At 74.1% G+C, this 21,692-nt stretch carries 20 protein-coding genes and 1 riboswitch; of the genes, 11 read left to right on the forward strand and 9 right to left on the reverse strand.

Translation table 11 applies throughout. From position 1 onward, the window contains the following. Positions 1 to 63: 63 nt before the first annotated feature. Genes WN71_RS06055 through WN71_RS06065 form a run of 3 tightly spaced genes read left to right on the forward strand, consistent with a single transcriptional unit; the run spans position 64 to position 4,905 of the window. Positions 64 to 1,131: an AAA family ATPase gene (locus tag WN71_RS06055; protein ID WP_420856460.1), complete on the forward strand. Its 1,068-nt coding sequence runs from the start codon at positions 64 to 66 to the stop codon at positions 1,129 to 1,131. Beyond that, a complete protein-coding gene (locus WN71_RS06060; RefSeq protein ID WP_046590871.1) occupies positions 1,131 to 2,519 on the forward strand; it encodes a DUF58 domain-containing protein in 1,389 nt (462 codons plus the stop codon). Before WN71_RS06055 ends, WN71_RS06060 begins: the two co-directional genes overlap by 1 nt. Positions 2,520 to 2,535: 16 nt before the next feature. Next, complete coding sequence (locus WN71_RS06065; RefSeq protein ID WP_046590874.1) at positions 2,536 to 4,905, forward strand: transglutaminase TgpA family protein; 2,370 nt, start codon at positions 2,536 to 2,538, stop codon at positions 4,903 to 4,905. Positions 4,906 to 5,136: 231 nt separating this feature from the next. Here WN71_RS06065 and WN71_RS06070 read toward each other — a convergent pair whose 3' ends face one another. From WN71_RS06070 to WN71_RS06080, 3 genes are all read right to left on the reverse strand, one after another. Further along, positions 5,137 to 5,529 (reverse strand): DUF3040 domain-containing protein, encoded by a 393-nt coding sequence (locus tag WN71_RS06070; RefSeq protein ID WP_046590877.1) that lies wholly within the window; start codon positions 5,527 to 5,529, stop codon positions 5,137 to 5,139. A gap of 277 nt (positions 5,530 to 5,806) precedes the next feature. Beyond that, entirely contained in the window at positions 5,807 to 6,577 is a 771-nt protein-coding gene (locus WN71_RS06075) for a methyltransferase (protein ID WP_046590879.1), read from the reverse strand. A gap of 188 nt (positions 6,578 to 6,765) precedes the next feature. Then, positions 6,766 to 7,341 carry an SAV_6107 family HEPN domain-containing protein gene (locus WN71_RS06080; protein WP_046590881.1) on the reverse strand — a complete coding sequence of 192 codons (576 nt, stop codon included), beginning with the start codon at positions 7,339 to 7,341 and terminating at the stop codon, positions 6,766 to 6,768. A 193-nt stretch (positions 7,342 to 7,534) separates the two neighbouring features. Here WN71_RS06080 and WN71_RS06085 point away from each other — a divergent pair, with 193 nt between their 5' ends. The 5 genes from WN71_RS06085 to WN71_RS06105 all read left to right on the forward strand — a co-directional run bounded on the left by WN71_RS06085 (position 7,535) and on the right by WN71_RS06105 (position 13,865). Further along, entirely contained in the window at positions 7,535 to 8,509 is a 975-nt protein-coding gene (locus WN71_RS06085) for an ATP-binding cassette domain-containing protein (protein WP_046590883.1), read from the forward strand. Next, positions 8,481 to 10,565 carry a YhgE/Pip domain-containing protein gene (locus WN71_RS06090; protein WP_046590885.1) on the forward strand — a complete coding sequence of 695 codons (2,085 nt, stop codon included), beginning with the start codon at positions 8,481 to 8,483 and terminating at the stop codon, positions 10,563 to 10,565. Before WN71_RS06085 ends, WN71_RS06090 begins: the two co-directional genes overlap by 29 nt. Positions 10,566 to 10,612: 47 nt before the next feature. Next, on the forward strand, positions 10,613 to 11,248 hold the full coding sequence (locus WN71_RS06095; protein WP_046590887.1) for a TetR/AcrR family transcriptional regulator: 636 nt from the start codon (positions 10,613 to 10,615) through the stop codon (positions 11,246 to 11,248). Positions 11,249 to 11,718: 470 nt separating this feature from the next. Further along, a complete protein-coding gene (locus WN71_RS06100) occupies positions 11,719 to 12,330 on the forward strand; it encodes a DUF4126 domain-containing protein (protein ID WP_046590981.1) in 612 nt (203 codons plus the stop codon). Positions 12,331 to 12,353: 23 nt separating this feature from the next. Beyond that, positions 12,354 to 13,865, forward strand: a complete 1,512-nt coding sequence (locus WN71_RS06105; RefSeq protein ID WP_046590889.1) for a phytoene desaturase family protein — start codon at positions 12,354 to 12,356, stop codon at positions 13,863 to 13,865. Between the two features lie 76 nt (positions 13,866 to 13,941). Here WN71_RS06105 and WN71_RS06110 read toward each other — a convergent pair whose 3' ends face one another. The 6 genes from WN71_RS06110 to WN71_RS06135 form a co-directional block, all read right to left on the reverse strand. After that, the gene (locus WN71_RS06110) at positions 13,942 to 14,997 is read right to left on the reverse strand and encodes an SCO2102 family sporulation regulator (RefSeq protein ID WP_046590891.1); all 1,056 of its coding nucleotides are present in this window, start codon (positions 14,995 to 14,997) and stop codon (positions 13,942 to 13,944) included. Between the two features lie 56 nt (positions 14,998 to 15,053). After that, on the reverse strand, positions 15,054 to 15,977 hold the full coding sequence (gene metF, locus WN71_RS06115) for a methylenetetrahydrofolate reductase [NAD(P)H] (protein WP_046590893.1): 924 nt from the start codon (positions 15,975 to 15,977) through the stop codon (positions 15,054 to 15,056). A gap of 116 nt (positions 15,978 to 16,093) precedes the next feature. Then, on the reverse strand, positions 16,094 to 16,762 hold the full coding sequence (thiE, locus tag WN71_RS06120) for a thiamine phosphate synthase (RefSeq protein ID WP_046590982.1): 669 nt from the start codon (positions 16,760 to 16,762) through the stop codon (positions 16,094 to 16,096). A gap of 85 nt (positions 16,763 to 16,847) precedes the next feature. Beyond that, positions 16,848 to 17,213: an Rv2175c family DNA-binding protein gene (locus tag WN71_RS06125; RefSeq protein WP_046590895.1), complete on the reverse strand. Its 366-nt coding sequence runs from the start codon at positions 17,211 to 17,213 to the stop codon at positions 16,848 to 16,850. A 153-nt stretch (positions 17,214 to 17,366) separates the two neighbouring features. Then, complete coding sequence (locus tag WN71_RS06130) at positions 17,367 to 18,596, reverse strand: NAD(P)/FAD-dependent oxidoreductase (protein ID WP_046590896.1); 1,230 nt, start codon at positions 18,594 to 18,596, stop codon at positions 17,367 to 17,369. A gap of 84 nt (positions 18,597 to 18,680) precedes the next feature. Next, on the reverse strand, positions 18,681 to 19,022 hold the full coding sequence (locus tag WN71_RS06135; protein ID WP_046590898.1) for an avidin-fold protein: 342 nt from the start codon (positions 19,020 to 19,022) through the stop codon (positions 18,681 to 18,683). A 37-nt stretch (positions 19,023 to 19,059) separates the two neighbouring features. Continuing rightward, positions 19,060 to 19,170: riboswitch (TPP riboswitch) on the forward strand. On the opposite strand from WN71_RS06135, the gene thiO reads away from it, so the two are divergent. The 3 genes from thiO to WN71_RS06150 all read left to right on the forward strand — a co-directional run bounded on the left by thiO (position 19,168) and on the right by WN71_RS06150 (position 21,581). After that, positions 19,168 to 20,349: a glycine oxidase ThiO gene (gene thiO / locus WN71_RS06140; RefSeq protein WP_046590900.1), complete on the forward strand. Its 1,182-nt coding sequence runs from the start codon at positions 19,168 to 19,170 to the stop codon at positions 20,347 to 20,349. It overlaps the preceding riboswitch by 3 nt. A gap of 215 nt (positions 20,350 to 20,564) precedes the next feature. Then, the gene (gene thiS, locus WN71_RS06145; RefSeq protein ID WP_046590983.1) at positions 20,565 to 20,783 is read left to right on the forward strand and encodes a sulfur carrier protein ThiS; all 219 of its coding nucleotides are present in this window, start codon (positions 20,565 to 20,567) and stop codon (positions 20,781 to 20,783) included. A 3-nt stretch (positions 20,784 to 20,786) separates the two neighbouring features. After that, complete coding sequence (locus WN71_RS06150) at positions 20,787 to 21,581, forward strand: thiazole synthase (RefSeq protein ID WP_046590902.1); 795 nt, start codon at positions 20,787 to 20,789, stop codon at positions 21,579 to 21,581. The last annotated feature ends 111 nt before the right edge of the window (positions 21,582 to 21,692 follow it).

Consider the following 21,692-nt stretch of genomic DNA (forward strand, 5'->3'; position numbering starts at 1 on the left):
TCGGGGTGGGCCGGTCCGCATCGCAGAGCGTCGGCCCGGATTGAGCGGGCCGAGGAGGGCCGGGTGTCGACCTATGACGATCCAGCGAGCCGGGGTGGCGCCACCGCCCGGGAGTACGGCCGGGTGGGGGAAGACCTGACCGCGACCGTCGAGCGGGTCCGCGGTTCGGTGGAGGGGGTGATCGAGGGGAAACCCGAGGTCGTACAGCTCGCCCTGACCGTGCTGCTCGCCGAGGGGCACCTGCTCATCGAGGACGTGCCCGGCGTCGGCAAGACGATGCTCGCCAAGGCGCTCGCGCGCTCCATCGACTGCTCGGTGCGGCGCATCCAGTTCACCCCGGACCTGCTCCCCTCGGACATCACCGGCGTGTCCATCTGGGACCAGCAGCGCCGTGACTTCGAGTTCAAGCCGGGCGCGATCTTCGCCCAGATCGTGATCGGCGACGAGATCAACCGCGCCTCGCCCAAGACCCAGTCCGCGCTGCTGGAGTCGATGGAGGAGCGCCAGGTCACCATCGACGGGCAGACCTACGAACTGCCCAGCCCCTTCATGGTCGTGGCCACGCAGAACCCGGTCGAGATGGAGGGCACCTACCCGCTGCCCGAGGCCCAGCGCGACCGCTTCATGGCCCGCGTCTCGGTCGGCTACCCGAGCGTCGAGGCCGAGCTGCAGATGCTCGACGTGCACGGCGGCGTCTCCCCCCTGGAGGACCTCCAGCCGGTGGCGCACGCGCACGAGATCATGAAGCTGATCGAGGCGGTCCGCGGCGTCCACGTCGCCGAACCGGTCCGGCGGTACGCGGTCGACCTGGTCGCCGCCACCCGCACCCATCCGGACCTGAGACTCGGGGCCTCGCCGCGCGCCACGCTGCATCTGCTGCGCGCCTCGAAGGCGGCCGCCGCGCTCGCCGGCCGGGACTACGCACTGCCGGACGACGTCCAGGCCCTCGCCGTGATGGTGCTGGCGCACCGGCTGCTGCCGACCGCGCAGGCCCAGCTCAACCGGCGGACGGCCGAACAGGTCGTCCAGGAGATCCTCCAGCGCACCCCGGTGCCCACCGCGCCCCAGCAGGGCGGCCTCGGCGGGCTCGGCCGGGGCGCGTACGGCCAGCAGCCGCCGCGGAGTCGGTGATGACCACCCCGGGGCCGGGCCAGGCCGACACCGGCCGCGGGGAGAAGGGCGGCTTCCAGACCGCCCTGGCCGGACTGACCACCCGGGGCCGCTCCTTCCTCGCCGCGGGCGGCGCCGCCGTGATCTGCTCGTACGTCATCCCCCAGCCCGACCTCCTGCGGGTCGGACTGCTGCTCGCCGCGCTGCCGCTGCTGTGCGCGACGGTCCTCTACCGCACCCGCTACCGGGTCGCGGGCAGCCGCCGGCTGTCCCCCTCGCGGGTGCCGGCCGGCAGCGAGGCCCGGGTGCACCTGCGGATGGACAACGTCTCCCGGCTCGCGACCGGCCTGCTGATGCTCCAGGACCGGGTGCCCTACGTCCTCGGGCCGCGCCCCCGCTTCGTGCTGGACCGGGTGGAGCCGGGCGGCCGCCGCGAGGTCTCCTACCGGGTCCGCTCCGATCTGCGCGGCCGCTATCCGCTGGGCCCGCTGCAGCTGCGCCTGACCGACCCGTTCGGGATGTGCGAGCTGACCCGCTCCTTCTCCACCTTCGACACCCTCACCGTGATCCCGCGCGTGGAGCCGCTCTCCCCGGTCCGGTTCGGCGGCGAGGCGAAGGGCTACGGCGACGGGCGGCAGCGCTCGCTGGCCCTGGCCGGCGAGGACGACGTGATCCCGCGCGGCTACCGCCACGGCGACGATCTGCGCCGCGTCCACTGGCGCTCCACCGCGCGCTACGGCGAGCTGATGGTGCGCCGGGAGGAGCAGCCGCAGCGCGCCCGCTGCACGGTCCTGCTGGACACCCGGCGCCCGGCCTACCAGGGCGCGGGCCCCGACTCCGCCTTCGAGTGGGCGGTCTCGGGCACCGCGTCGGTGCTGGTGCACATGCTGGAGCGGGGCTTCTCGGTGCGGCTGCTGACGGACACCGGCAGCGCGGTGCCGGGCGAGGGCGCCGACGGCTTCGCGGCCGCGAGCCAGGGCTCCGCGGACGCGGCCGGGCTGATGCTGGACACCCTCGCCGTGATCGACCACTCCGACGGGACCGGCCTGTCCCGGGCGTACGACGTGCTGCGCGGCGGGAACGAGGGGCTGCTGGTGGCCTTCTTCGGCGACCTCGACGAGGAGCAGGCGGCTGTGGCGGCGAAGATGCGGCAGCGCAGCGGGGGCGCGGTCGCCTTCCTGCTGGACGGCGACGCCTGGACGCGTGAACCGAACGAGGTGCCCGAAACGATGAACGGGTACGAGGAACGGCTGCGGATGCTGCACGAGGCCGGCTGGACCGTGCTGAGCGTGGGGCGCGGCGCCTCGCTGGAGGACCTGTGGCGCCAGGCCGACCACGAGCGCGCGGGCCTGGCCACGGCGGGCGGACCAGGCGGCGCGAGCGGCACGGGCGGGGAGGACGGGGCATGAACGGGGAGGGCGGGTCATGAGCGGACGGGCACGGCTCACGCTGTGCGCGGCGGCGGCCACACTGATGGTGGCCTGCGCGCTGCTGCCGCTGGTCTCCCCGGCGACCTGGCTGATCCAGGCCGCGTTCCTGGTGGCGATCCAGTCGGGCACCGGGGCGGCGGCCCGGCGGGTGCCGCTGGGGCGGGCGCTGACCGTGGGCGTCCAGATCCTCGTCACGCTGGTCCTGCTGACCCTGGTCTTCGCCCGGGAGTACGCGGTGGTGGGGCTGGTGCCCGGCCCCGACGCCTTCCGGCACTTCGGCGACCTGCTCCAGCAGGGCTCGACCGACGTCGGCAGGTACGCCATCCCCGCGCCGCTGTCCGACGGCATCCGGCTGATGCTGGTCGGCGGGGTGCTGGTGATCGGCCTCGCCGTGGACACCCTCGCGGTGACGTTCCGCAGCGCGGCCCCCGCGGGCCTGCCGCTGCTCGCGCTCTACGCGGTCGGCGCGGCGCTGTCGCACGGGCACGCGGACTGGCTGTGGTTCGTCGTCGCGGCGTCGGGCTATCTGATGCTGCTGCTGGCCGAGGGCAGGGACCGGCTCGCGCAGTGGGGCCGGGTCTTCGGCGGTGCGCCGCGGGCGCCGGGCGACCTGGCGCCCGGTGTGGTCGCCCCGGTGCGCACCGGGCGGCGGATCGGCATGGCCGCCCTGGGCATGGCCCTGATCGTGCCGCTGGCCCTGCCGACCATGGGCGGCGGTCTGCTGGGCACCGCCGGCAACGGCGTGGGCTCGGGCACCGGCATCGGCGGCGGGGCCTCCTCGGTCGACCTGCTGGTGTCGCTCCAGAACAGCCTGAACGTGGACGAGGACCGCACGGTCCTGACCCTCGCCACCAACAGCAGCGACCTGTCCGACATGTATCTGCGGATCGTCTCGCTGGACGAGTTCGACGGCGCCACCTGGAAGCCGGCCCAGCGCCACGTCACCTCGGTGCCGGACACCTTCCCCACCCCCGCCGGGCTGGGCGCCGACGTCAAGCGCGCGCAGATCACCACCCGGATCGCGGCGGCGGACTCGTACGCGCAGGACTGGCTGCCGATGCCCTATCCGCCCAGCGGCGTGAAGATCAACGGCAGCTGGCGGTACGAGCCGGTGGGGATGACCCTGTCCGGTGACCACGGCCAGACCACGCGGGGCATGACGTACACGGTCGACAGCCTGGACGTGCAGCCGACGGCGGAGCAGCTGGCCGCGTCGCCGGACCCGTCGCAGGCCATGCTGCACGAGTACACCGACGTGCCGAAGTCGGTGCCGTCGGTGGTCGCGAAGACCGCCAGGACGGTCACCAAGGGGGCCCGCAACCACTACGAGGAAGCGGTCAAGCTCCAGGACTACTTCGCGGTCAACGGCGGCTTCCAGTACGACACCGACGTCAAGGTCGGCCAGGGCCCGGACGCGATCGCCAAGTTCCTCAAGGACAAGCGGGGCTTCTGCGAGCACTTCTCCTTCGCGATGGCCGCCATGGCCCGCACCCTCGGCATACCGGCCCGGGTGGCGGTGGGCTTCGCCCCGGGCACGGTCCAGGCGGACGGGACGGTGACGGAGGGCCTGAAGGACGCGCACGCCTGGCCCGAGCTGTACTTCGAGGGCGTGGGCTGGGTCCGCTTCGAGCCGACGCCGAACCGCGGCACGGTGCCGAGCTACACGCAGTCGACGGTGCCCGGCAGCACCCTGCCGGACCAGGCGCGGCCCTCGCAGTCGGCGAGCGCTGCGGCCTCCCCGGCGCCCTCGGACAGCCAGAGCTGCACGCCCTCGCTGCGCAAGCTGGACGCCTGCCCGAGCGCGTCGGAGCAGGCCACGGCGGTGCGCAACGGAGACGGTCCGGGCTGGTGGGCGCAGGTGCTGGTGGCCCTCGCCATCCTGGCCGGGCTGGCGATCCCGTTGTCTCCGATGCTGGTGCGGCTACGGATGCGGGCGGTCCGGCTCGGCGGCCACGGCCGCTCGGAGAAGGACGCGGCGCTCGCGACCCTGGCGGTCTGGCAGGAGCTGAGCGACACGGCGTGGGACTTCGGCATCCTGCCGGTGGAGTCCCAGACCCCGCGCACGGCGGCCGCGAGAATCGTCCGGCTCGGGCATCTCGACGCGGCGGCCGCGGCCTCGGTCCACCGGGTGGCGGAAGCGGTGGAACAGGTGCTGTACGCGCCCCGGCCCCGGCCGGTGGCGGGCCTCGCGGGCGAGACACGGCAGGTCGTCACCGCCCTGCGGACCACCGCGAACGCGACGACCCGCCTGCGTGCACTGCTCGCGCCCCGTTCGACCGTTCGGGTGTTCTGGGCCGTCGGGGCCTGGTGGAGCACCATGCGTCCGCTGCGGGTGCGCCCTGCGGGCGGCTCGTCGGAGAGCTGAGCGGCTGCCACACCTGCGGGCCGGTGGGGCTTGTTCGCGCAGTTCCCCGCGCCTCTGTCGGGGCACCGCTGCCCGAGCGTCCCTGAAAGGGGCGCGGGGAACTGCGCGACAAGCCCCCACCGGCCCGCAGGTGTCCAACTTCCCGGGGCCGGGACACGGCTGAGGGGCGGCCCCCCACCCTGGTGGGAGGCCGCCCCTCAGTGGGGTCGACCGGGCCGGAGGCCGGACGCGCTACTGCCCGCCCTGCTCGTCGCGACGCCGCTGCCAGCGTTGTTCGATACGGTCCATCATCGAGCGCTTCGGCCGGACCTGACGGCGGCCGTGCGGCGCTCCGGCGGGCTGCTCACCCGGCTTCGGGGCCTTGCGCCAGCCGGTGACCGCGAGCACCGCGCACCCCAGCATGACGAGGAAGCCCACCACGCTGATCCAGATCTGCTGCGCGACCATTCCGGCCATGAGGAGCGCGATACCCACGAGGAAGCCCGCGACCGCCTGGTAGACCCGACGTCGGGTGTACGTACGCAGCCCGCTTCCCTCGAGCGCCGACGCGAACTTGGGATCTTCGGCGTACAGCGCTCGCTCCATCTGCTCGAGCATGCGCTGCTCGTGCTCCGAGAGCGGCACGGAGTCCTCCTCATCGTGCAGTCGCCGGGGCGACCCGGGGGGTCCCTTCAGGATAGGCAGGGAATCGCCCCCGTGAAACCCGCCCCTCTACGCCAGTTGGCCAACCAGAACCCGCCATGGGCGTCCCGGCTCGCTGAGGCTTCCATTCCCCAGCGGCCGATCCGTCATGCCGGGCGGTCTCCCTCGATCATACGGCGCGCTTCGTCCGATCGGGTGGCCTGTGGCCTACTCCATCCGCCGCCAAGCCGCTGATCAGGCCGGTGCCCCGGGAGTCGGCTCAGGCCGCGCCGGCCCCGCGCGTCTCCCCGAGCACATGCAGCTGGGTGGCGACCGCGTGGAAGGCCGGCAGCGCGGCCGCCGCCTCCTCCAGCCGCAGCAGCGCCTCCAGCGCGCCCGGCTCGGTGTCCACGAGCACGCCGGGGACGAGGTCGGCGAAGACACGGACACCGTGCACGGCACCGACGTCGAGGCCGGCCCCGGCCACCAGCTCCGTGAGCTGCTCGGCGGTGAAGCGGCGCGGCACCGGGTCGCCGGCGCCCCAGCGGCCGTTCGGGTCGTCGAGGGCCTGGCGGGCCTCCTTGAAGTGCCCGGCGAGGGCGCGCGCGAGCACGGCACCGCCGAGCCCGGCCGCGAGCAGGCTGAGCACGCCCTCGGAGCGCAGCGCGGCGACCGCGTTGCGGATGCCCTCGGCGGGGTCGTCGACGTACTCCAGTACGCCGTGGCACAGCACGACGTCGTAGCCGCCGCGCTCGACCACGTCGAACAGGCCGTGGGCGTCGCCCTGGACGCCCCGGACCCGGTCGGCGACGCCGGCCTCGGCGGCCCGGCGCTCCAGCGCGAACAGGGCGTTCGGGCTGGGGTCGACGACGGTGACGCGGTGGCCGAGGCGGGCCAGCGGCACCGCGAAGTTGCCGCTGCCGCCGCCGGTGTCGAGGACGTCCAGCGCGTCCCGGCCCGTGGCCTTGACCCGGCGTTCGAGAGCGTCCTGGAGGACCTCCCAGACCACGGCGGTACGGAGAGAGGCGCGGGGGCGCATCGGGTCCGACACGGCTTTGACTCCTCGGCGCGGCACCGCCGGTGACACGGCGGCGGGATCGGGGCGCCTCCCCCGCCCGCGGCGCGAGGGAGGGAAGGCTTCAGGCGCCCTCCACCCTATTGCCTCCGCCGCCTCGCCCGGTCGGGCGGCACGGCCCGTCTCGCACGGCGGACGGCCCCGCCTCCTCGGTCCCCGCCGGCTCAGCCCGCGTCCGGGTAGTTCCGGTCCGCCGTGTCGGCCGGGCCCTGGGGGCCGGTGGGCTCGGTGTCCTGGCGGGGCTGCGGGAGGACCGGCTGGAGGACCAGCATCCGCTCGACGAGGCGGACGAACATCGCCACGTCGCGTATCAGGTCGTCGGCGTCCCGGCGGCCGGCCGCGCCCTGGATCCCGGCCTCGGCCCGGGCACGGCGCCGGGCCCCGGACGCGAACAGCGCGCTCCACTCGGTGAGCTCGGGCGCGATCTCGGGGAGCACTTCCCACGCGCTGCGGATGCGGGCGCGCTTGCGCGGCGTGAGTTCGGGCCGGCCCCGCGCGGCGAGCACGGCCGCGGCGGTGCGCAGGGCGGCCAGATGGGCCGTCGCGTAGCGCTCGTTGGGGGTCTCCAGTGCGGTCGCCTCGTCGAGTCCGGCGCGGGCCTGGGCGAGCAGGTCGAGGGCGGCGGGCGGGGCCGTGGTCCGGCGCAGCACGGGGTGCACGTCGCTCGCCGGGCCGGTCAGTGAGGGGGCAGGGCCGGTGGCGCGGCGCCGACGGGCGGCTGCTGCGTTGTGGTGGGCCATGACGAACCTCCTGTCGTCTGGGTGACGGCACTCCCGTTACGAGGTGCCGTATGTGCCCATCGTGCGGTATGGCACTGACAATCCGTTCCGACCAGGGGTTTTGCTTCGAGTGGCCGTTCGAGTTAAGTTTTGCACTGACCAGTCAGTTCAAAAAAGAGTGACACCGCGACAGGTGCCACCGAAACAAGGGGGAATGGTGGGGGAACCGGTGGACGCGGCCCGCGTGGCCGCCGACGGGCTCGGCCTCAAGGGGCCGCGCGGATGGGTGTTCCGCGAGGTGGGCGTCGAGGCCGAGCCCGGCGCGCTGATCACGATCGAGGGGGCGTCGGGCTCGGGGCGCACCTGTCTGCTGCTCGCCCTGACCGGGCGGATGCGGGCTACGGAGGGCACCGCGTCGGTGGGCGGGGCGCGGCTGCCCCGCAAGGCGGCGGCGGTGCGCCGGGTCAGCGCCCTGGCGAACGTAGCCGGGGTCACGGACCTCGATCCGGCGCTGACCGTCGGCGAACACCTGCGGGAGCGGGCGCTGCTCCAGCAGCGGTTCGGGGACTCGCTGCGGGCGCTGCTGCGGCCGGGCCGGGAACGGACGCTGGAGGCACGGCTGCGGATCGACGCGGCGCTGGCGGCCGCCGGGCTCGACCGGGAGGCGCTGCCCAAGGGGTCCCGGACCGCCGTACGGGACCTGGAGCGGCTGGAGGCGCTGCGGCTGTCGATCGCGCTGGCCCTCGTCGGCCGGCCGGGCCTGCTCGGCGTGGACGACGCCGACCTCAAGCTCTCCGCCGCGGAGCGCGCCGAGGTGTGGGCGCTGCTGCGGTCGATCGCCGACGCGGGCACGACGGTGGTGGCCGTGTGCAGCGAGGCCCCCGGCGGCACCGTCGAGATCACCACCCGCGCCACGGAGGAGACCACGGCGGCGGCCACCGGGGAGCGGACCTCCGCCGAGGAGACCTCGGCCGAGAAGCCCACCGACGGGCCGCCCTCGGCCGCGGAGACCTCCGGCGAGAAGCCCACCGAAGAGGAGAACCCGGCCTCGGGCGAGCCGACCGAGCAGCCCGGCGCCAACGAGAACAAGCCCGCGGACGACCCCGCGGACAACCCCGAAGACAACCCCGCGGACAGCCCCGCAGAGAAGGGACCGGCCGATGCGTTCGCCGCGACTGGCCGCGCTTGAGCTGCGGCGCTTCGGCCGGGGGCGGCTGCCGCGAGCCGCCCTGGTCGCGCTGCTGTTGCTGCCCCTGCTCTACGGCGCCCTCTACCTCTGGTCCTTCTGGGACCCGTACGGCCGCCTGGACCGCGTCCCCGTCGCCCTGGTGAACGAGGACCGGGGCGCCACCGCCGCGGGCAAGAGGATCGACGCCGGGCACGACATCACCGAAGGGCTGCGGGAGAGCCGTACCTTCGCGTGGCACGAGGTGAGCGCGGCCGAGGCGCGCAAGGGCGTCGAGGACGGCACCTACTACCTCTCGCTGACCATGCCGGCCGACTTCAGCGCCCGCGTCGCCTCCGGCTCCGGGGACGACCCCGAGACCGGCGCGCTCCAGGTGCGCACCAACGACGCCAACAACTACATCGTCGGCCAGATCTCGAAGACCGTCTTCAACGAGGTGCGCTCGGCGGCGTCGGCGAAGACGTCACGGACGTACCTGGACCGGATCTTCGTGTCGTTCTCCGACATCCACGACCGCACGGTGCGGGCGGCCGGCGGCGCGGACAAGATCGAGAGCGGCGCGGGCAAGGCCGAGAAGGGGTCCAAGCAGCTGGCCGACGGCCTGAGCACCGCCAAGACGGGCAGCGCGGAGCTCTCCAAGGGCCTCAAGAAGCTCACGTCCGGCGCCGGCACCCTGGAGGACGGCTCCGCGCAGGTCGCGGCGGGCACGCAGACGCTCGCCGACAAGGCCGACGCCGTGGACGAAAAGCTCGGGCCGTTCCTGAAGGACAACCAGCAGGCCATCGCGGACACCGCCCGGCTGGTCGCCGACTCCGCCAAGGCCGTGCGCCACAACCTCACCACCCTGGTGAAGGCGGCCCCGGTCGCCGACCAGGGCGCCCACGCGGCCTCGGACACCCTGGACGAGGTCTACCGGACCCGCTGCCAGGACGCGGCGCTGCCCGACCTGTCCTGCGCCGACCTCAAGAAGGCGAAGCAGGCGGCGGACGACGTGACCTCGGTCGCCGACGACCTGGACACGCTGATCGCCGACCAGGACGGGGACCTGGGGAAGCTCGACACCGACCTCGCCGCGCTCCAGAAGCAGGCGCAGGCCCTCGCCGACCGCGCCCCGCACCTCTCCGAGGACCTGCACGACGCCGTCACCAGGATCGACAAGCTGAACGACGGGGCCGCGAAGGTCGCCGCGGGCGCGAAGAAGCTGCACACCGGGCTGGGCACGGCCCATACGGGCGCCGACGACCTGGACAAGGGCGTCGGCAGGCTGCGGACGGGCGCCGACGACCTCTCCGGCGGCCTGTACAAGCTCGCCGACGGCTCCGCCGAGCTGGCCGGCGGGCTGCACGACGGCGCCTCGCAGATCCCCGACTACGACAAGAAGGACCGCGACCGCCGTACCGAGGTGATGGCCGACCCGGTCCAGCTCGCCTCCGAGGACCTGCACAAGGCGCCCAACTACGGCACCGGCTTCGCCCCGTACTTCATCCCGCTCTCCCTGTGGGTGGGCGCGATGGTGGCGTACATGCTGATCCCGCCGATGAACCGGCGCGCACTGGCCGCGGGCGGCTCGGCGCTGCGCATCGCGCTGGCGGGCTGGCTGCCGGTGGCGGTCGTGGGCGTGCTCCAGACCCTCGCGTTGATGTCGGTGCTGCACTGGGCGATCGGCCTGCAGATGGCGCGGGCGGCCGGGACGATCGGCTTCCTGTTCCTCGTGGCGGCGTGCTTCGCGGCGCTCGTGCAGTGGTTCAACGCCCGGTTCGGGGCCGCGGGCCGCATCCTCGTCCTCGCGCTGCTGATGCTCCAGCTGACGTCGGCGGGCGGCACGTACCCGGTCGAGACCAGTCCGCGCTTCTTCGCCGCGCTCCATCCCTTCCTGCCGATGAGCTACGTCGTGGCGGCGCTCAGGCGGCTGATCACGGGCGGTGGCCTGGGCCCGGTGTGGCAGGCCACCGCCGTGCTGGCGGCCTTCACCGCGGGCGCGCTCGCGCTGACCGCCGTCTCGGCCCGCCGCCGCCAGGTGTGGACCCTGGACCGGCTGCACCCGGAGCTGACCCTGTGATCCACGACCGGATCGCGGGCGGCCCCGTTCCTGTGACAATCAGGGCCATGGAAAGCACCAGCGTCCCCTCCGGCGGCAGCTCGCGCCGCGAGGCCACCCGGCAGAAGCTCTACGAGGCGGCCGTCACCCTCATCGCCGAACAGGGCTTCTCCGCCACGACCGTGGACGAGATCGCCGAGCGGGCCGGAGTCGCGAAGGGCACGGTCTACTACAACTTCGCGAGCAAGTCGGTCCTGTTCGAGGAGCTGCTGCGGCACGGCGTGGGACTGCTCACCGCCTCCCTGCGGGAAGCGGCCGAGCAGTCGGACCGCGACGGCGGCAGCAAGGTGGACGCCCTGGACGCGATGATCCGCGCGGGTCTCGGCTTCATCGCCCGCTATCCGTCCTTCACCCAGCTGTACGTTGCCGAGCTGTGGCGCACCAACCGGGCCTGGCAGTCCACCCTCATGGTGGTGCGCCGGGAGGTGGTGGCGGCCATCGAGGACGTGCTGCGCGAGGGGGTCGCGGCGGGCGAGTTCAGCGACGAGATCGATGTCCCGCTGACCGCGGCGGCGCTGGTGGGCATGGTGCTGGTGGCGGCCCTCGACTGGCAGGCCTTCCAGCCGGAGCGCTCCCTCGACGACGTGCACGCCTCGCTGTCCCGGCTGCTCCAGGGCCGGGTCAGCGGCAGCCGTACGGCCTGAGGAGGCGCGCCACGGGTCGCGCCGGGCCCGGCGTGCGGAACACCGCCCCGGCAAGGCCCGGACGCACGGAACACCGGTCCGACAGGGTCCGGACGCACGGAGCGCCGGTCCGGTGCGGCCGCGTTCCCCGCGTGCCGCACCGGGCCGGCGCCCGGTCGTGCATCCCCTGCGTTCCCCCGTGTTCCCCGTGCTCCCCCGTAGGAGACCCCCGTTTTCGGTCTTCTCCCGGGACTCCCCCGTCTCTCGCTTCCGCCGACGGATCGGCGGAAGGAGCGGTCAAGGGCGCCTGCCGTTCCGCCGCCCCGTGTCGGCGGTGCCGGGCCCGCGCCCCCTTCCGTGCCTCCACTCTCTCGTCCCCGCAGGTCGGGGCCCATCCGCGCGGATACTCATCTCCACCCCTGGGTACGGGTACTCAAGCCTGCGCGCTCAGCCCCACGACGAGCCGCCCCCGCATGGCTACGATCGCGTCCGTGTCGATACTCCCTCTCGTCTTCACGAGCGGCTGGGCCAGCGGCATCAACGCCTACGCGGTGATGCTGCTGCTCGGCGTCCTCGGCGCGACCGGGCTGAGCGACGAGGTCCCCGAGACCCTCCAGCGCCCCGAGGTGCTGCTCGTCGCCGGCGTGCTGTTCCTCTGCGAGGCCGTCGCCGACAAGATCCCGTACGTCGACTCCGTCTGGGACACGGTGCACACCGTGATCCGGCCCGCGGCGGGCGCCTGGGTGGGCGCGATGCTCGCCGGGCAGAGCGGCGGCTCGCTCTCCGACCTGGCGGCGGGTCTGGTCGGCGGCGGCACGGCGCTGGCCAGTCACTCGGTGAAGGCCGGGGCGCGGATGGCGATCAACACCTCGCCGGAGCCGTTCAGCAACATCGTCGTGAGCCTCGCCGAGGATCTCTCGGTGGCCGGGCTCGTGACGTTCGCGCTGTTCCATCCCTGGGCGGCGGCGAGCATCGCGGCCGTGCTGCTGGCGAGTGGCCTGGTGGTGCTGGTCTTCCTGGTCTCGCGCATCCGCCGCTTCCTGCGGCGCCGCGCCGAACGCCGGGCGCGGCGCCGTATGACCACCGAGCCGCAGGCCCCCTGAGCCGCGGCGATAGAGTCGCGGGCATGGCACGGATTGCGGTGATCGGCGCCGGGATGGGCGCGATGGCGGCGGCCGCCCGGCTGGCCGTCGCGGGCCACCGGGTGGTGGTGTACGAGCGTACGGAGACGTACGGCGGTGCGCTGCGCCGTCTCGAGCGGGACGGGTTCGCCTTCGACACCGGGCCGGGCCTGCTGACGCTTCCCGCGGTCTACCGCGATCTGTTCGTCAAGACCGGCAAGGAGGCGCTGGAGGACCGCGTCGAGCTGGTCCAGGTCGACCCGGCCGCGCGGCACGTCTTCGCGGACGGCACCGAGGTCTCCCTGCCGAACGCGTCCCGCGCGGGGGTCGTCGCGGCGCTCGACGAGGCCCTGGGCCGGGGCGCGGGCGCGCGCTGGAGCGATTTCCTGGTGCGGGCCCGCGAGGCCTGGGACCGCACGCGGCGACCGCTGCTGGAGGAACCGCTGTGGTCGAACTGGCGGGTGCTGGACGAGAAGGAGCCGTATCCGGGCGTGCCGCACAAGCGGTTCCTGCGCACCCGCCGCGCGGTGAAGCTGCACGAGATCGGCGCCTGGGAGCTGCGCGACCCGCGCCTCGCGGCATTGCTCGCCGACTCCGCGCTCGCGTACGGCGTCGATCCCGGGACCGCTCCGGCGAGCGCGGCCGTGCTGCCCTACATGGAGCACGCCTTCGGCACCTGGTACGTGCGCGGCGGCATCCGGGAGCTGGCCCGTGCGGTGTACGAGCGCTGTCTGGCCCGGCGGGTCGAGTTCGTGTTCGGCGCCGAGGTGACCGCGATCGTGGAGAAGGACGGCCGCGCGGCCGGCGTGGAGTTCGCCGACGGCACCTCGGCGGAGGCGGACACGGTCGTCGGCCCCGGCCCCTGGCGGCTGCGCGGCCTGCTGCCCGGCGCGGAGCTCTACGGCGCCGGGGCGGTGCCGCCGGAGCCCGAGGACCGCTTCCCCGGCCGTGTGGTGGTCTGTCTGGCGCTGCGCGGCGCGCGCGAGCCCGGCGCCGTGCACCGCACGGTGGTGCACGCGGCGGACGCCGACGGCGATCTGGAGAAGTTCCGGCGCGGCGGAGTCGTCCCCGAGCTGCCGACCGTCCTCGTGGACCGGCCGGACGACCCGGCGCTGCGTCCGGACGCGGACCACGAGTCTGTGGTGCTGACGGCGACGGTCCCGGCCGCGACGGAGTACGACTGGGCCGCGCCGGGCGCCGCCGACGCCTTCGCGGACCGGATGGTCGCCGCCGCCGGGCGCGCGGTGCCGGGGCTGGGCGAGCGGGTGCTGTGGCGCGAGGTGCGCACTCCGCTGGACACCGAGCGGGAGACGGGCGCGACGGGCGGGGCGGTCCCGCCGCCCGCCCTGGCCGCGCCGGAGGGTGTGCTGCACCCGGCCAACGCGACCGCCGTGCCGGGGCTGTTCGCGGTCGGCGGCTGGTCCCATCCGGGCGGCGGGCTGCCGCACGCGGGCATGTCGGGCGCGCTGGTGGCCGGACTGGTGGTGGAGGGGCCGGAGTTCCGCGGCTCTCAGTGACGGGGCGACACCGGAGGCGCGGAAGCGGTCCTGCGGGTCGAGAAACGGTCCTGCGGTTCAGAGACGGTTCCGCGGTTCAGAAACGGTACTGCTCGTCGTACCCGTTGCCCTGCTGGCCGTTGTTCTGCTGGCCGTTGGCCTGCTGACCGTTGTTCTGCTGGTACCCGTACTGCTGCTGCTCCGGCGGGACTTCGCCGTAGTTCTCGTCGGTGCGCTGCTGCGGCACCCAGACGCCGTCCGCCGGGGTCTCGCCGTAGCCGCCGGTGTACTGGCCCTGGCCGTAGCCCTGTTGGGTGTACTGCTGCTGGTTGCCGTAGGCGTCGTAGGAGGCACCGTAGTTCTGGGCGTTGCCGTACTGGTCGGTGTAGCCGGCGTACTGCTGCTGGCCCGAGGCGTCGTAGCCGTACTGCTGCTGGCCGTAGCCGGAGTAGTCGTAGGCGTAGTTCTGGTCGGTGCCCTGGGCGGCGGTCGCGTAGGCCTGGTCCTGGCCCGCGGTCGCGTAGGCCGCCTCGCCGTTCGCGGCGGCGTAGTCGGCGGTCGCGGCCGCGTAGTCGGTGCCCTGGCCGTTGGTGCCGTCGGCGCCGTACACGCCGTACGAACCGGTGTCCTCGGGGATGGGCTGCGGCTCGTAGACGTTGGTGGTCTCGGCGGCCGTCGGGTCGGCGGAGCGGGTCGGGGTGAAGACGTCGTCGCGGTCCTGGTAGTCGTCCTGCCCGTAGGCCGGGGCGTTGTCGCGGCCGTAGGCCGGGCCCTCGTCGTACTCCTGCTCCTGCGGGTCGTAGCCGGCGGCGTCGAGCACCGGGTCGTTCAGCCGGCTGCCGCGGCCGCCGCGGCGGCGCTTGCTGCCGCCCATGGCCTCGGGCTCGGGCTCGTCGTCGGGGCGCTTGACCGCCCAGCCGGCGACGAAGCCGCGGCGGAAGGAGAGGGTGACGAAGGTCTGCCCGAGGGTGAACGCGGCCGCGCCCAGTCCGATGATGACGACGGACCGGGTGAGCACGCCGAGCACGACACCGAGGAACCCGGCGAAGGCCACCAGTCGCCAGCGCAGCCGCGCCTTGTACTGGAGCAGCACCTCACCGAGCAGCCACAGTGCGACGACGCCGAACGCGATGTAGAGGACCGTCCAGCCCATGTACGCCCCTCTCCCAATGGCCGTTACGCAGTGTGTCGCACACCGGCGCGGCCGGTCTAGGCCCGCGGTGGGTGGTGCAGGCCCAGGTTCTCGTAGATTTCCAGGGTCGCCGTGGAGTTGTTGAGCGTGATGAAGTGCAGTCCTGGCACTCCCTCGGACAGCAGTCGTGCGCAGAACTCCGTGGCGAACTCGATCCCGATTGAGCGTACAGCGGTCGCGTCGTCTTTCGCTGTGAGGATCCGCTCTTTCAGGACGGCCGGAATCGCCGCGTTGCTGAGCTGGGGCAATCGTTCCAGCATCCGGACACTGGTGACCGGCATCACCTCGGGGATGACCGGTGTCGCGCAGCCGGCGGCGGCGACCTTGTCGCGCAGCCGCAGGTACGACTCGGGCTGGAAGAACATCTGCGTGATCGCGTAGTCGGCGCCGGCCCGGCACTTGTCGACGAAGTGGCGCACGTCGGCGTCCCAGTCGGCGGAGCGCGGATGCATCTCCGGGAAGGCCGCGACGCCCACGCAGAAGTCGCCCGACTCCTTGATGAGACGGACGAGTTCGGCCGCGTAGGTCAGCCCTTCGGGATGCGGGACCCAGTCGGCCATCGGGTCGCCGGGCGGGTCGCCGCGGACCGCGAGCATGTTGCGGATGCCCGCGTCGGCGTACTGCCCGATGATGTTGCGCAGCTCGGCGACGGAGTGGTTGACGGCGGTGAGGTGCGCGACCGGGGTCAGGGTGGTGTCGGCGACGATCTGTTCGGTCTCCTTGACCGTGCCCGCGCGGGTCGAGCCGCCCGCGCCGTAGGTCACGGAGACGAAGTCGGGGGCGACCGCCTCGACCCTGCGCAGCGCGCTCCACAGGTTCCGCTCGCCCTTGGGGGTCTTGGGCGCCGAGAATTCGAACGAATACGTCGTCTTGCCGGCGGCGAGCATGTCACGCACGGTGCGCGCGCGATCAGTCCTGGTGGACGCTGTTCCGAGGGCCATACCCGCAGGTTAGTCAGGGGCGGCCGGTCCCCCAACCGCACAAGTGCGATTTGACCGAATTGCCAGGCTGTTGTCCACGCCTTGGACAACCGTGAGACACGGCGACGGCGAAACGGTCAGTGCGCCGAAGCCTGGCGCAGGCGCTTGGCGAACTCCGCCGCCGCGGCTCCGGGGTCGTCCGCCTCGGTGAGCGCGCGCACGACCACCACCCGGCGGGCGCCCGCGTCGAGCACCTCGTCGAGCCGGTCCAGGTCGATGCCGCCGATGGCGAACCACGGGCGGTCGGTGCCGAGCGCGGCGGTGCGGCGGACCAGGTCGAGGCCGGGAGCGGGGCGGCCCGGCTTGGTGGGGGTGGGCCAGCAGGGGCCGGTGCAGAAGTAGTCCACGCCGTCCTGGACGGCCGCGGCGGCCGCCTCCTCGGGCGTGTGCGTGGAGCGCCCGACGAGGACGTCGTCGCCGAGGATCGCGCGGGCCGCGGACACCGGCAGGTCGCCCTGGCCCAGATGCAGCACGTCGGCCCCGGCCGCGTGGGCGACGTCCGCCCGGTCGTTGACCGCGAGCAGGCGGCCGTGCCGGGCGCAGGCGTCGGCGAACACCTTCAGGTGCTCCAGTTCCTCGGCCGCCTCCATGCCCTTGTCGCGCAGCTGCACGATGTCGACGCCGCCGGCCAGCACCGCGTCCAGGAACTCGGGCAGGTCGCCCTGCCGGGTGCGGGCGTCCGTGCACAGGTACAGCCGTGCGTCGGCCAGCTCGGCGCGCGCGGTCGCGGCGGCGGTGTCGGACATGTGGTGGTCCCCCCGTTGTTCGGTACGGTGCCGGCGGGTGCGGGCGGCCTCGGGGGCCGCCCGCACCCCTTGTCTCTCGGTCGGCTCAGACGGCGAGCGCCTGGGCGCGGCGCTTCACCTCCGTGCCACGATTCTCACTCAGCGCCTGCGCGGGGGTGCCGGGCAGGCTGGGGTCGGGGGTGAAGAGCCACTCGATCATCTCTTCGTCCGTGAAGCCGTCGTCCCTGAGCAGCGTCAAGGTCCCGGTCAGGCCCTTGACGACCTTGTCCCCGTCGATGAAGGCGGCGGGGACGTGCAGCGCGCGGTTCTCACCACGGCGTACGGCGATGAGCTGGCCCTCCTTGACCAGCTGCCGCACACGTGTCACCTCGACGCCGAACTGTTCGGCGATGTCGGGCAGGGTGAGCCAGGCGGGGACGAGAGCATCGGTCTTTGCGTCAATCTCGGTCACGGAAATAAGCGTGCCATCTGGCACCGACAGTCGGAAGCCGGGGCCGTCCACCTGGGAGAACACGCTGGTCCCGGAACCGCCCCGGCGAGCCGGGCAGCAGCCGTGCGGCGGCCGTCCGCGGGGACGGCCGCGCGGCGGTGTCCGCGGGGGCGGCTACGCGAGCGCCGTCTTCAGCGGCCGTGCCGGGTCCGCCAGCGCCCGCGGGTCCATCGGGGTGCCGGCCTCGATCAGCCGCCTGCCCTGCGCGAGGTCCCGGGGCCGGCCGACGGCCAGCAGCGCCACCAGGCGGCCCTCGCGCAGCCAGCACACCGTCCAGGCGGGCCCGGCGGGGTCACCGCGCCAGACGGTCGCGTCGGCCGACGCGTGATGGCCGGCGTACTGCACGAAACGCCCGAACTGCTCGGACCAGAAGTACGGCACCGGGTCGTAGACCGTCGGCGCCTCGCCGACGATGCCCGCCGCGACCGTGCGCGGGCCCTGGAGGGCGTTGTCCCAGTGGTGCACGAGCAGGCGCTCGGCGTAGCGGGCCGACGGGAAGGAGGCGCAGTCGCCGACCGCGTACACGTCGGGCACGGAGGTGCGCAGGTGGTCGTCGGCGACGACCTCGTGGTGCGCGCCCAGCGCGACGCCGGACCCGTCCAGCCAGGCGGTGGCCGGGCGGGCGCCGATGCCGACCACGACCGCGTCCGCGGGCAGCCGGGTGCCGTCGTCGAGCACCACCGCGCCGGGCTCGACCCGCTCCACGCGCGTGCGGGTGCGCAGCTCGGCACCGCTGTCGGCGTACCAGCCGGCCATCGGGGCGGCGACCTCGGCGGGCAGCGCCCCCGCCAGCGGGCGGTCCGCGGCCTCCACGACCGTCACCGCGCAGCCCGCCTCGCGGGCCGCCGTGGCGAACTCGGCGCCGATCCAGCCCGCGCCGACCACGACGATGTCGTGCCGGCGGGCGAGGACCGGCCGCAGCCGCTCGGCGTCGTCCAGGGTGCGCAGCAGATGCACGCCGGGCACGCCGTCCGCGCCGGGCAGCCGGAACGGTTCGGCGCCGGTGGCGACCACCAGGACGTCGTAGGGGACGGGGCCGGTCTCGGTGTCGACCTCGTGGTCGGCCGGGCGCAGGCCGAGCACCTCTCGGCCGAGGAGCAGTTCGATGCCGAGCGCCTCGAAGTCGACGTCGAAGGCGGAGTCCTCGGCCTTGCCGAGCAGCACCGCCTTGGACAGCGGGGGCCGGTCGTAGGGCTGGTGCGGCTCCGCTCCGATCAGCGTCACGCTGCCGGTGAAGCCCTGTTCGCGCAGGGCCACCGCGGTCTGTACGCCGGCCATGCCCGCGCCGGCGACCACCACCCGTCGTGCCGCCGACATGCCCTGGTCCTCCGTCTGCTCGCTCACCCGATCACCATAGACAACTGACAATCTGTCAGTCCGCGGGCCGTGCGGTGAGCTGCCGCACACGAACCGCACACGATCGGCGCGCTACGCGCCCAGCTCCTCCACCACGCTGGTGCCGCTGCCGGGCTGCGACTCCCACTCCCAGGTCTCCACCAGCCGGATCCGGCCGTCCGGGAGCGCGACGACGTCCGAGACGCAGTGCCCCGAGGACGTCGTGCCGTCGCGCCCCAGCTGGACGTAACGGAAGTCGATCCGGTCACCCTCACGGGTACCCACCAGGTGGCCGCGTACGACGTCACCGCCCGCGTAGTCGGCCCAGACCGTGCCGTCCTGCTCGCGGTAGGCGAAGCGGGTGCGGGTGCCGACCTGCCCGGGGGCCTGGTCGGCGACGGGGGCGAGGGTCAGTCCGTCGAGCGAACGGGCCATGAACGGGGCTCCTTCCAGGCGCTAGGCTGGCCACCGTACAAGCACTCGCGGGAGCCCGGACGACCGGGCTGAGAGGGAGGCTGGCGGCCTCCGACCGTACGAACCTGATCCGGGTCATGCCGGCGAAGGGAGGGGCTGGACGCCCATGTCGTCACGTACGTCGGACGTTCTCGTCGTCGGGGGCGGGATCATCGGCCTGGTCACGGCCTGGCGGGCCGCGCAACGCGGGTTCGCCGCCGCCGTGGTGGACCCCGCGCCGGGCGGCGGGGCCGCGCAGGTGGCCGCCGGGATGCTGGCCGCCGTCACCGAACTGCACTTCGGCGAGCAGACGCTGCTCGGCCTCAACCTGGAGTCCGCCCGCCGCTATCCGCGGTTCGCGGCCGAGCTGACCGAACTCACCGGCCAGGACCTCGGCTACCGCCGCTGCGGCACGCTCGCCGTCGCACTGGACGCCGACGACCGGGCTCATCTGCGCGAACTGCACACCCTGCAACGGCAGTCGGGGCTGGAGTCGGAGTGGCTGTCCGGACGCGACTGCCGCCGTCTGGAGCCGCTGCTCGCGCCCGGCGTGCGCGGCGGCCTGCGGGTGGACGCCGACCACCAGATCGACCCGCGGCGACTGGCCGCGGCCCTGGTCACAGCCTGCGAGCGGGCCGGGGTGGCGTTCCACCGGGCGTGGGCCGAGCGGCTGGTCGTGGCCCGGGACCGCGCCGCGGGGGTCGTCACGGCCGACGGCACCGAACTCGCCGCGGGCCAGGTGGTGCTGGCGGGCGGCAGCCTCAGCGGGCGGCTCGCCGGGGTGCCGGCGGACGTGGTGCCGCCGGTGCGGCCGGTGAAGGGGCAGGTGGTGCGGCTGACCGTGCCGCCGCGGTACGCGCCCTTCCTCAGCCGTACGGTGCGCGCGGTGGTCCGCGGCAGCGCGGTCTACCTGGTGCCCCGCGAGAACGGCGAGCTGGTCCTCGGCGCGACCAGCGAGGAGCTGGGCTTCGACACCACGGTCACCGCGGGCGGCGTGTACGAGCTGCTGCGCGACGCCCACGAACTGGTCCCCGGGATCACCGAGCTGCCGCTCGCGGAGACCCGCGCGGGGCTGCGCCCCGGCTCCCCCGACAACGCGCCGCTGCTCGGCCCGACCGCGCTCCCCGGGCTGCTGCTGGCCACCGGCCACCACCGCAACGGCGTGCTGCTCACCCCGGTCACCGGCGACGCGCTGGCGCACGCCCTGACCACGGGCGAACTCCCGCCGGAGGCACGGCCGTTCACACCGGCCCGGTTCTCCCGTGCGGCTGCGGCCGACGCGCCGCGCCGCTCGGGGCAGCCCGCATGACGGCCTACGGCACCGCGGCCGGAGCCCGCCCGACCGGCCCCGCCGCCCGCACCCCGGGCCGCCCGGCCACCTTCCCCGCCCTCGACCCCGACCCCGCGGGCGCGGCGGCCCGCGCGACCGCCGAAGCCGCCGAAGCCGCCGAAGCGGCCCGCGCGACCGAGGACCCCGCCGAAGCGGCCCGTTCGACCGCCTCCGCCACCCGCTACGGAGCCCCCGTGAACCCCTCCGTCTCCGTCTCCATCTCCGTCAACGGCGAGCCGCGGCAGGTCGCCGCCGGTACCGCCCTCGACAGCGTCGTCCGGACGCTCACCGCGTCGCCCGCCGGGGTGGCCGCGGCCCTCAACGAGACCGTGGTACCGCGCACGCGGTGGGCGGCCACGCCGCTCGCCGAGGGCGACCGCGTCGAAATCCTCACCGCCGTCCAGGGAGGCTGACCCATGGCCGACGACCCCTTCGTCCTCGGCGGCATCGCCCTCGGGTCCCGCCTGATCATGGGCACGGGCGGCGCGCCCAGCCTGGACGTGCTGGAACGGGCGCTGGTGGCGTCCGGCACGGAACTGACGACCGTCGCGATGCGCCGGGTCGAGCCCGGGACGCACGGTTCCGTGCTGTCGGTCCTCGACCGGCTCGGCATCCGGGTGCTGCCCAACACCGCGGGCTGCTTCACCGCCGGGGAGGCCGTCCTCACGGCCCGCCTCGCCCGCGAGGCGCTCGGCACGGACCTGGTGAAACTGGAGGTCATCGCCGACGAGCGGACCCTGCTGCCGGACCCGGTGGAGCTGCTGGACGCGGCCGAGACGCTGGTGGATGACGGGTTCACGGTGCTGCCGTACACCAACGACGATCCGGTGCTGGCGCGGAAGCTGGAGGACGTGGGCTGCGCGGCGGTCATGCCGCTGGGCTCGCCCATCGGCTCCGGGCTCGGCATCCGCAACCCGCACAACTTCCAGCTGATCACCGAGCACGCGCGCGTGCCGGTGATCCTGGACGCGGGTGCCGGGACCGCGTCGGACGTGGCGCTGGCGATGGAGCTGGGGTGCGCCGGGGTGATGCTCGCCTCGGCGGTCACCCGGGCGCAGGAACCGGTGCTGATGGCCGAGGGGATGCGGCACGCGGTGGAGGCGGGCCGGCTGGCGTTCCGCGCCGGGCGCATCCCGCGCCGGCACTTCGCCGAGGCGTCCTCGCCGGTGGAGGGGCGCGCGCGACTGGACCCGGAGCGCCCGGCGTTCTAGGTGCTTCCGCTCCTCGCACCCGCGCGGCCCACCGGGCTTTCCAGCCACGCAACAGTCACAGCTCTGCTGCATTCCTTTCCCGGAACGACGCGAAACGACGGCCCTGTCGGT

It is taken from the genome of Streptomyces mangrovisoli (assembly GCF_000974985.2).
Taxonomy (GTDB): domain Bacteria; phylum Actinomycetota; class Actinomycetes; order Streptomycetales; family Streptomycetaceae; genus Streptomyces; species Streptomyces mangrovisoli.

Coding starts and splice junctions, on each gene's coding strand:
- WN71_RS06065 (WP_046590874.1), top strand. CDS start 2,536: ATGAGCGGACGGGCACGGCTCACGCTGTGCGCGGCGGCGGCCACACTG.
- thiE (WP_046590982.1), bottom strand. CDS start 16,762: ATGTCCGACACCGCCGCCGCGACCGCGCGCGCCGAGCTGGCCGACGCA.
- WN71_RS06085 (WP_046590883.1), top strand. CDS start 7,535: ATGGTGGGGGAACCGGTGGACGCGGCCCGCGTGGCCGCCGACGGGCTC.
- WN71_RS06110 (WP_046590891.1), bottom strand. CDS start 14,997: ATGGGCTGGACGGTCCTCTACATCGCGTTCGGCGTCGTCGCACTGTGG.
- WN71_RS06080 (WP_046590881.1), bottom strand. CDS start 7,341: ATGGCCCACCACAACGCAGCAGCCGCCCGTCGGCGCCGCGCCACCGGC.
- WN71_RS06090 (WP_046590885.1), top strand. CDS start 8,481: ATGCGTTCGCCGCGACTGGCCGCGCTTGAGCTGCGGCGCTTCGGCCGG.
- WN71_RS06105 (WP_046590889.1), top strand. CDS start 12,354: ATGGCACGGATTGCGGTGATCGGCGCCGGGATGGGCGCGATGGCGGCG.
- WN71_RS06150 (WP_046590902.1), top strand. CDS start 20,787: ATGGCCGACGACCCCTTCGTCCTCGGCGGCATCGCCCTCGGGTCCCGC.
- WN71_RS06095 (WP_046590887.1), top strand. CDS start 10,613: ATGGAAAGCACCAGCGTCCCCTCCGGCGGCAGCTCGCGCCGCGAGGCC.
- WN71_RS06135 (WP_046590898.1), bottom strand. CDS start 19,022: ATGGCCCGTTCGCTCGACGGACTGACCCTCGCCCCCGTCGCCGACCAG.
- WN71_RS06060 (WP_046590871.1), top strand. CDS start 1,131: ATGACCACCCCGGGGCCGGGCCAGGCCGACACCGGCCGCGGGGAGAAG.
- metF (WP_046590893.1), bottom strand. CDS start 15,977: ATGGCCCTCGGAACAGCGTCCACCAGGACTGATCGCGCGCGCACCGTG.
- thiO (WP_046590900.1), top strand. CDS start 19,168: ATGTCGTCACGTACGTCGGACGTTCTCGTCGTCGGGGGCGGGATCATC.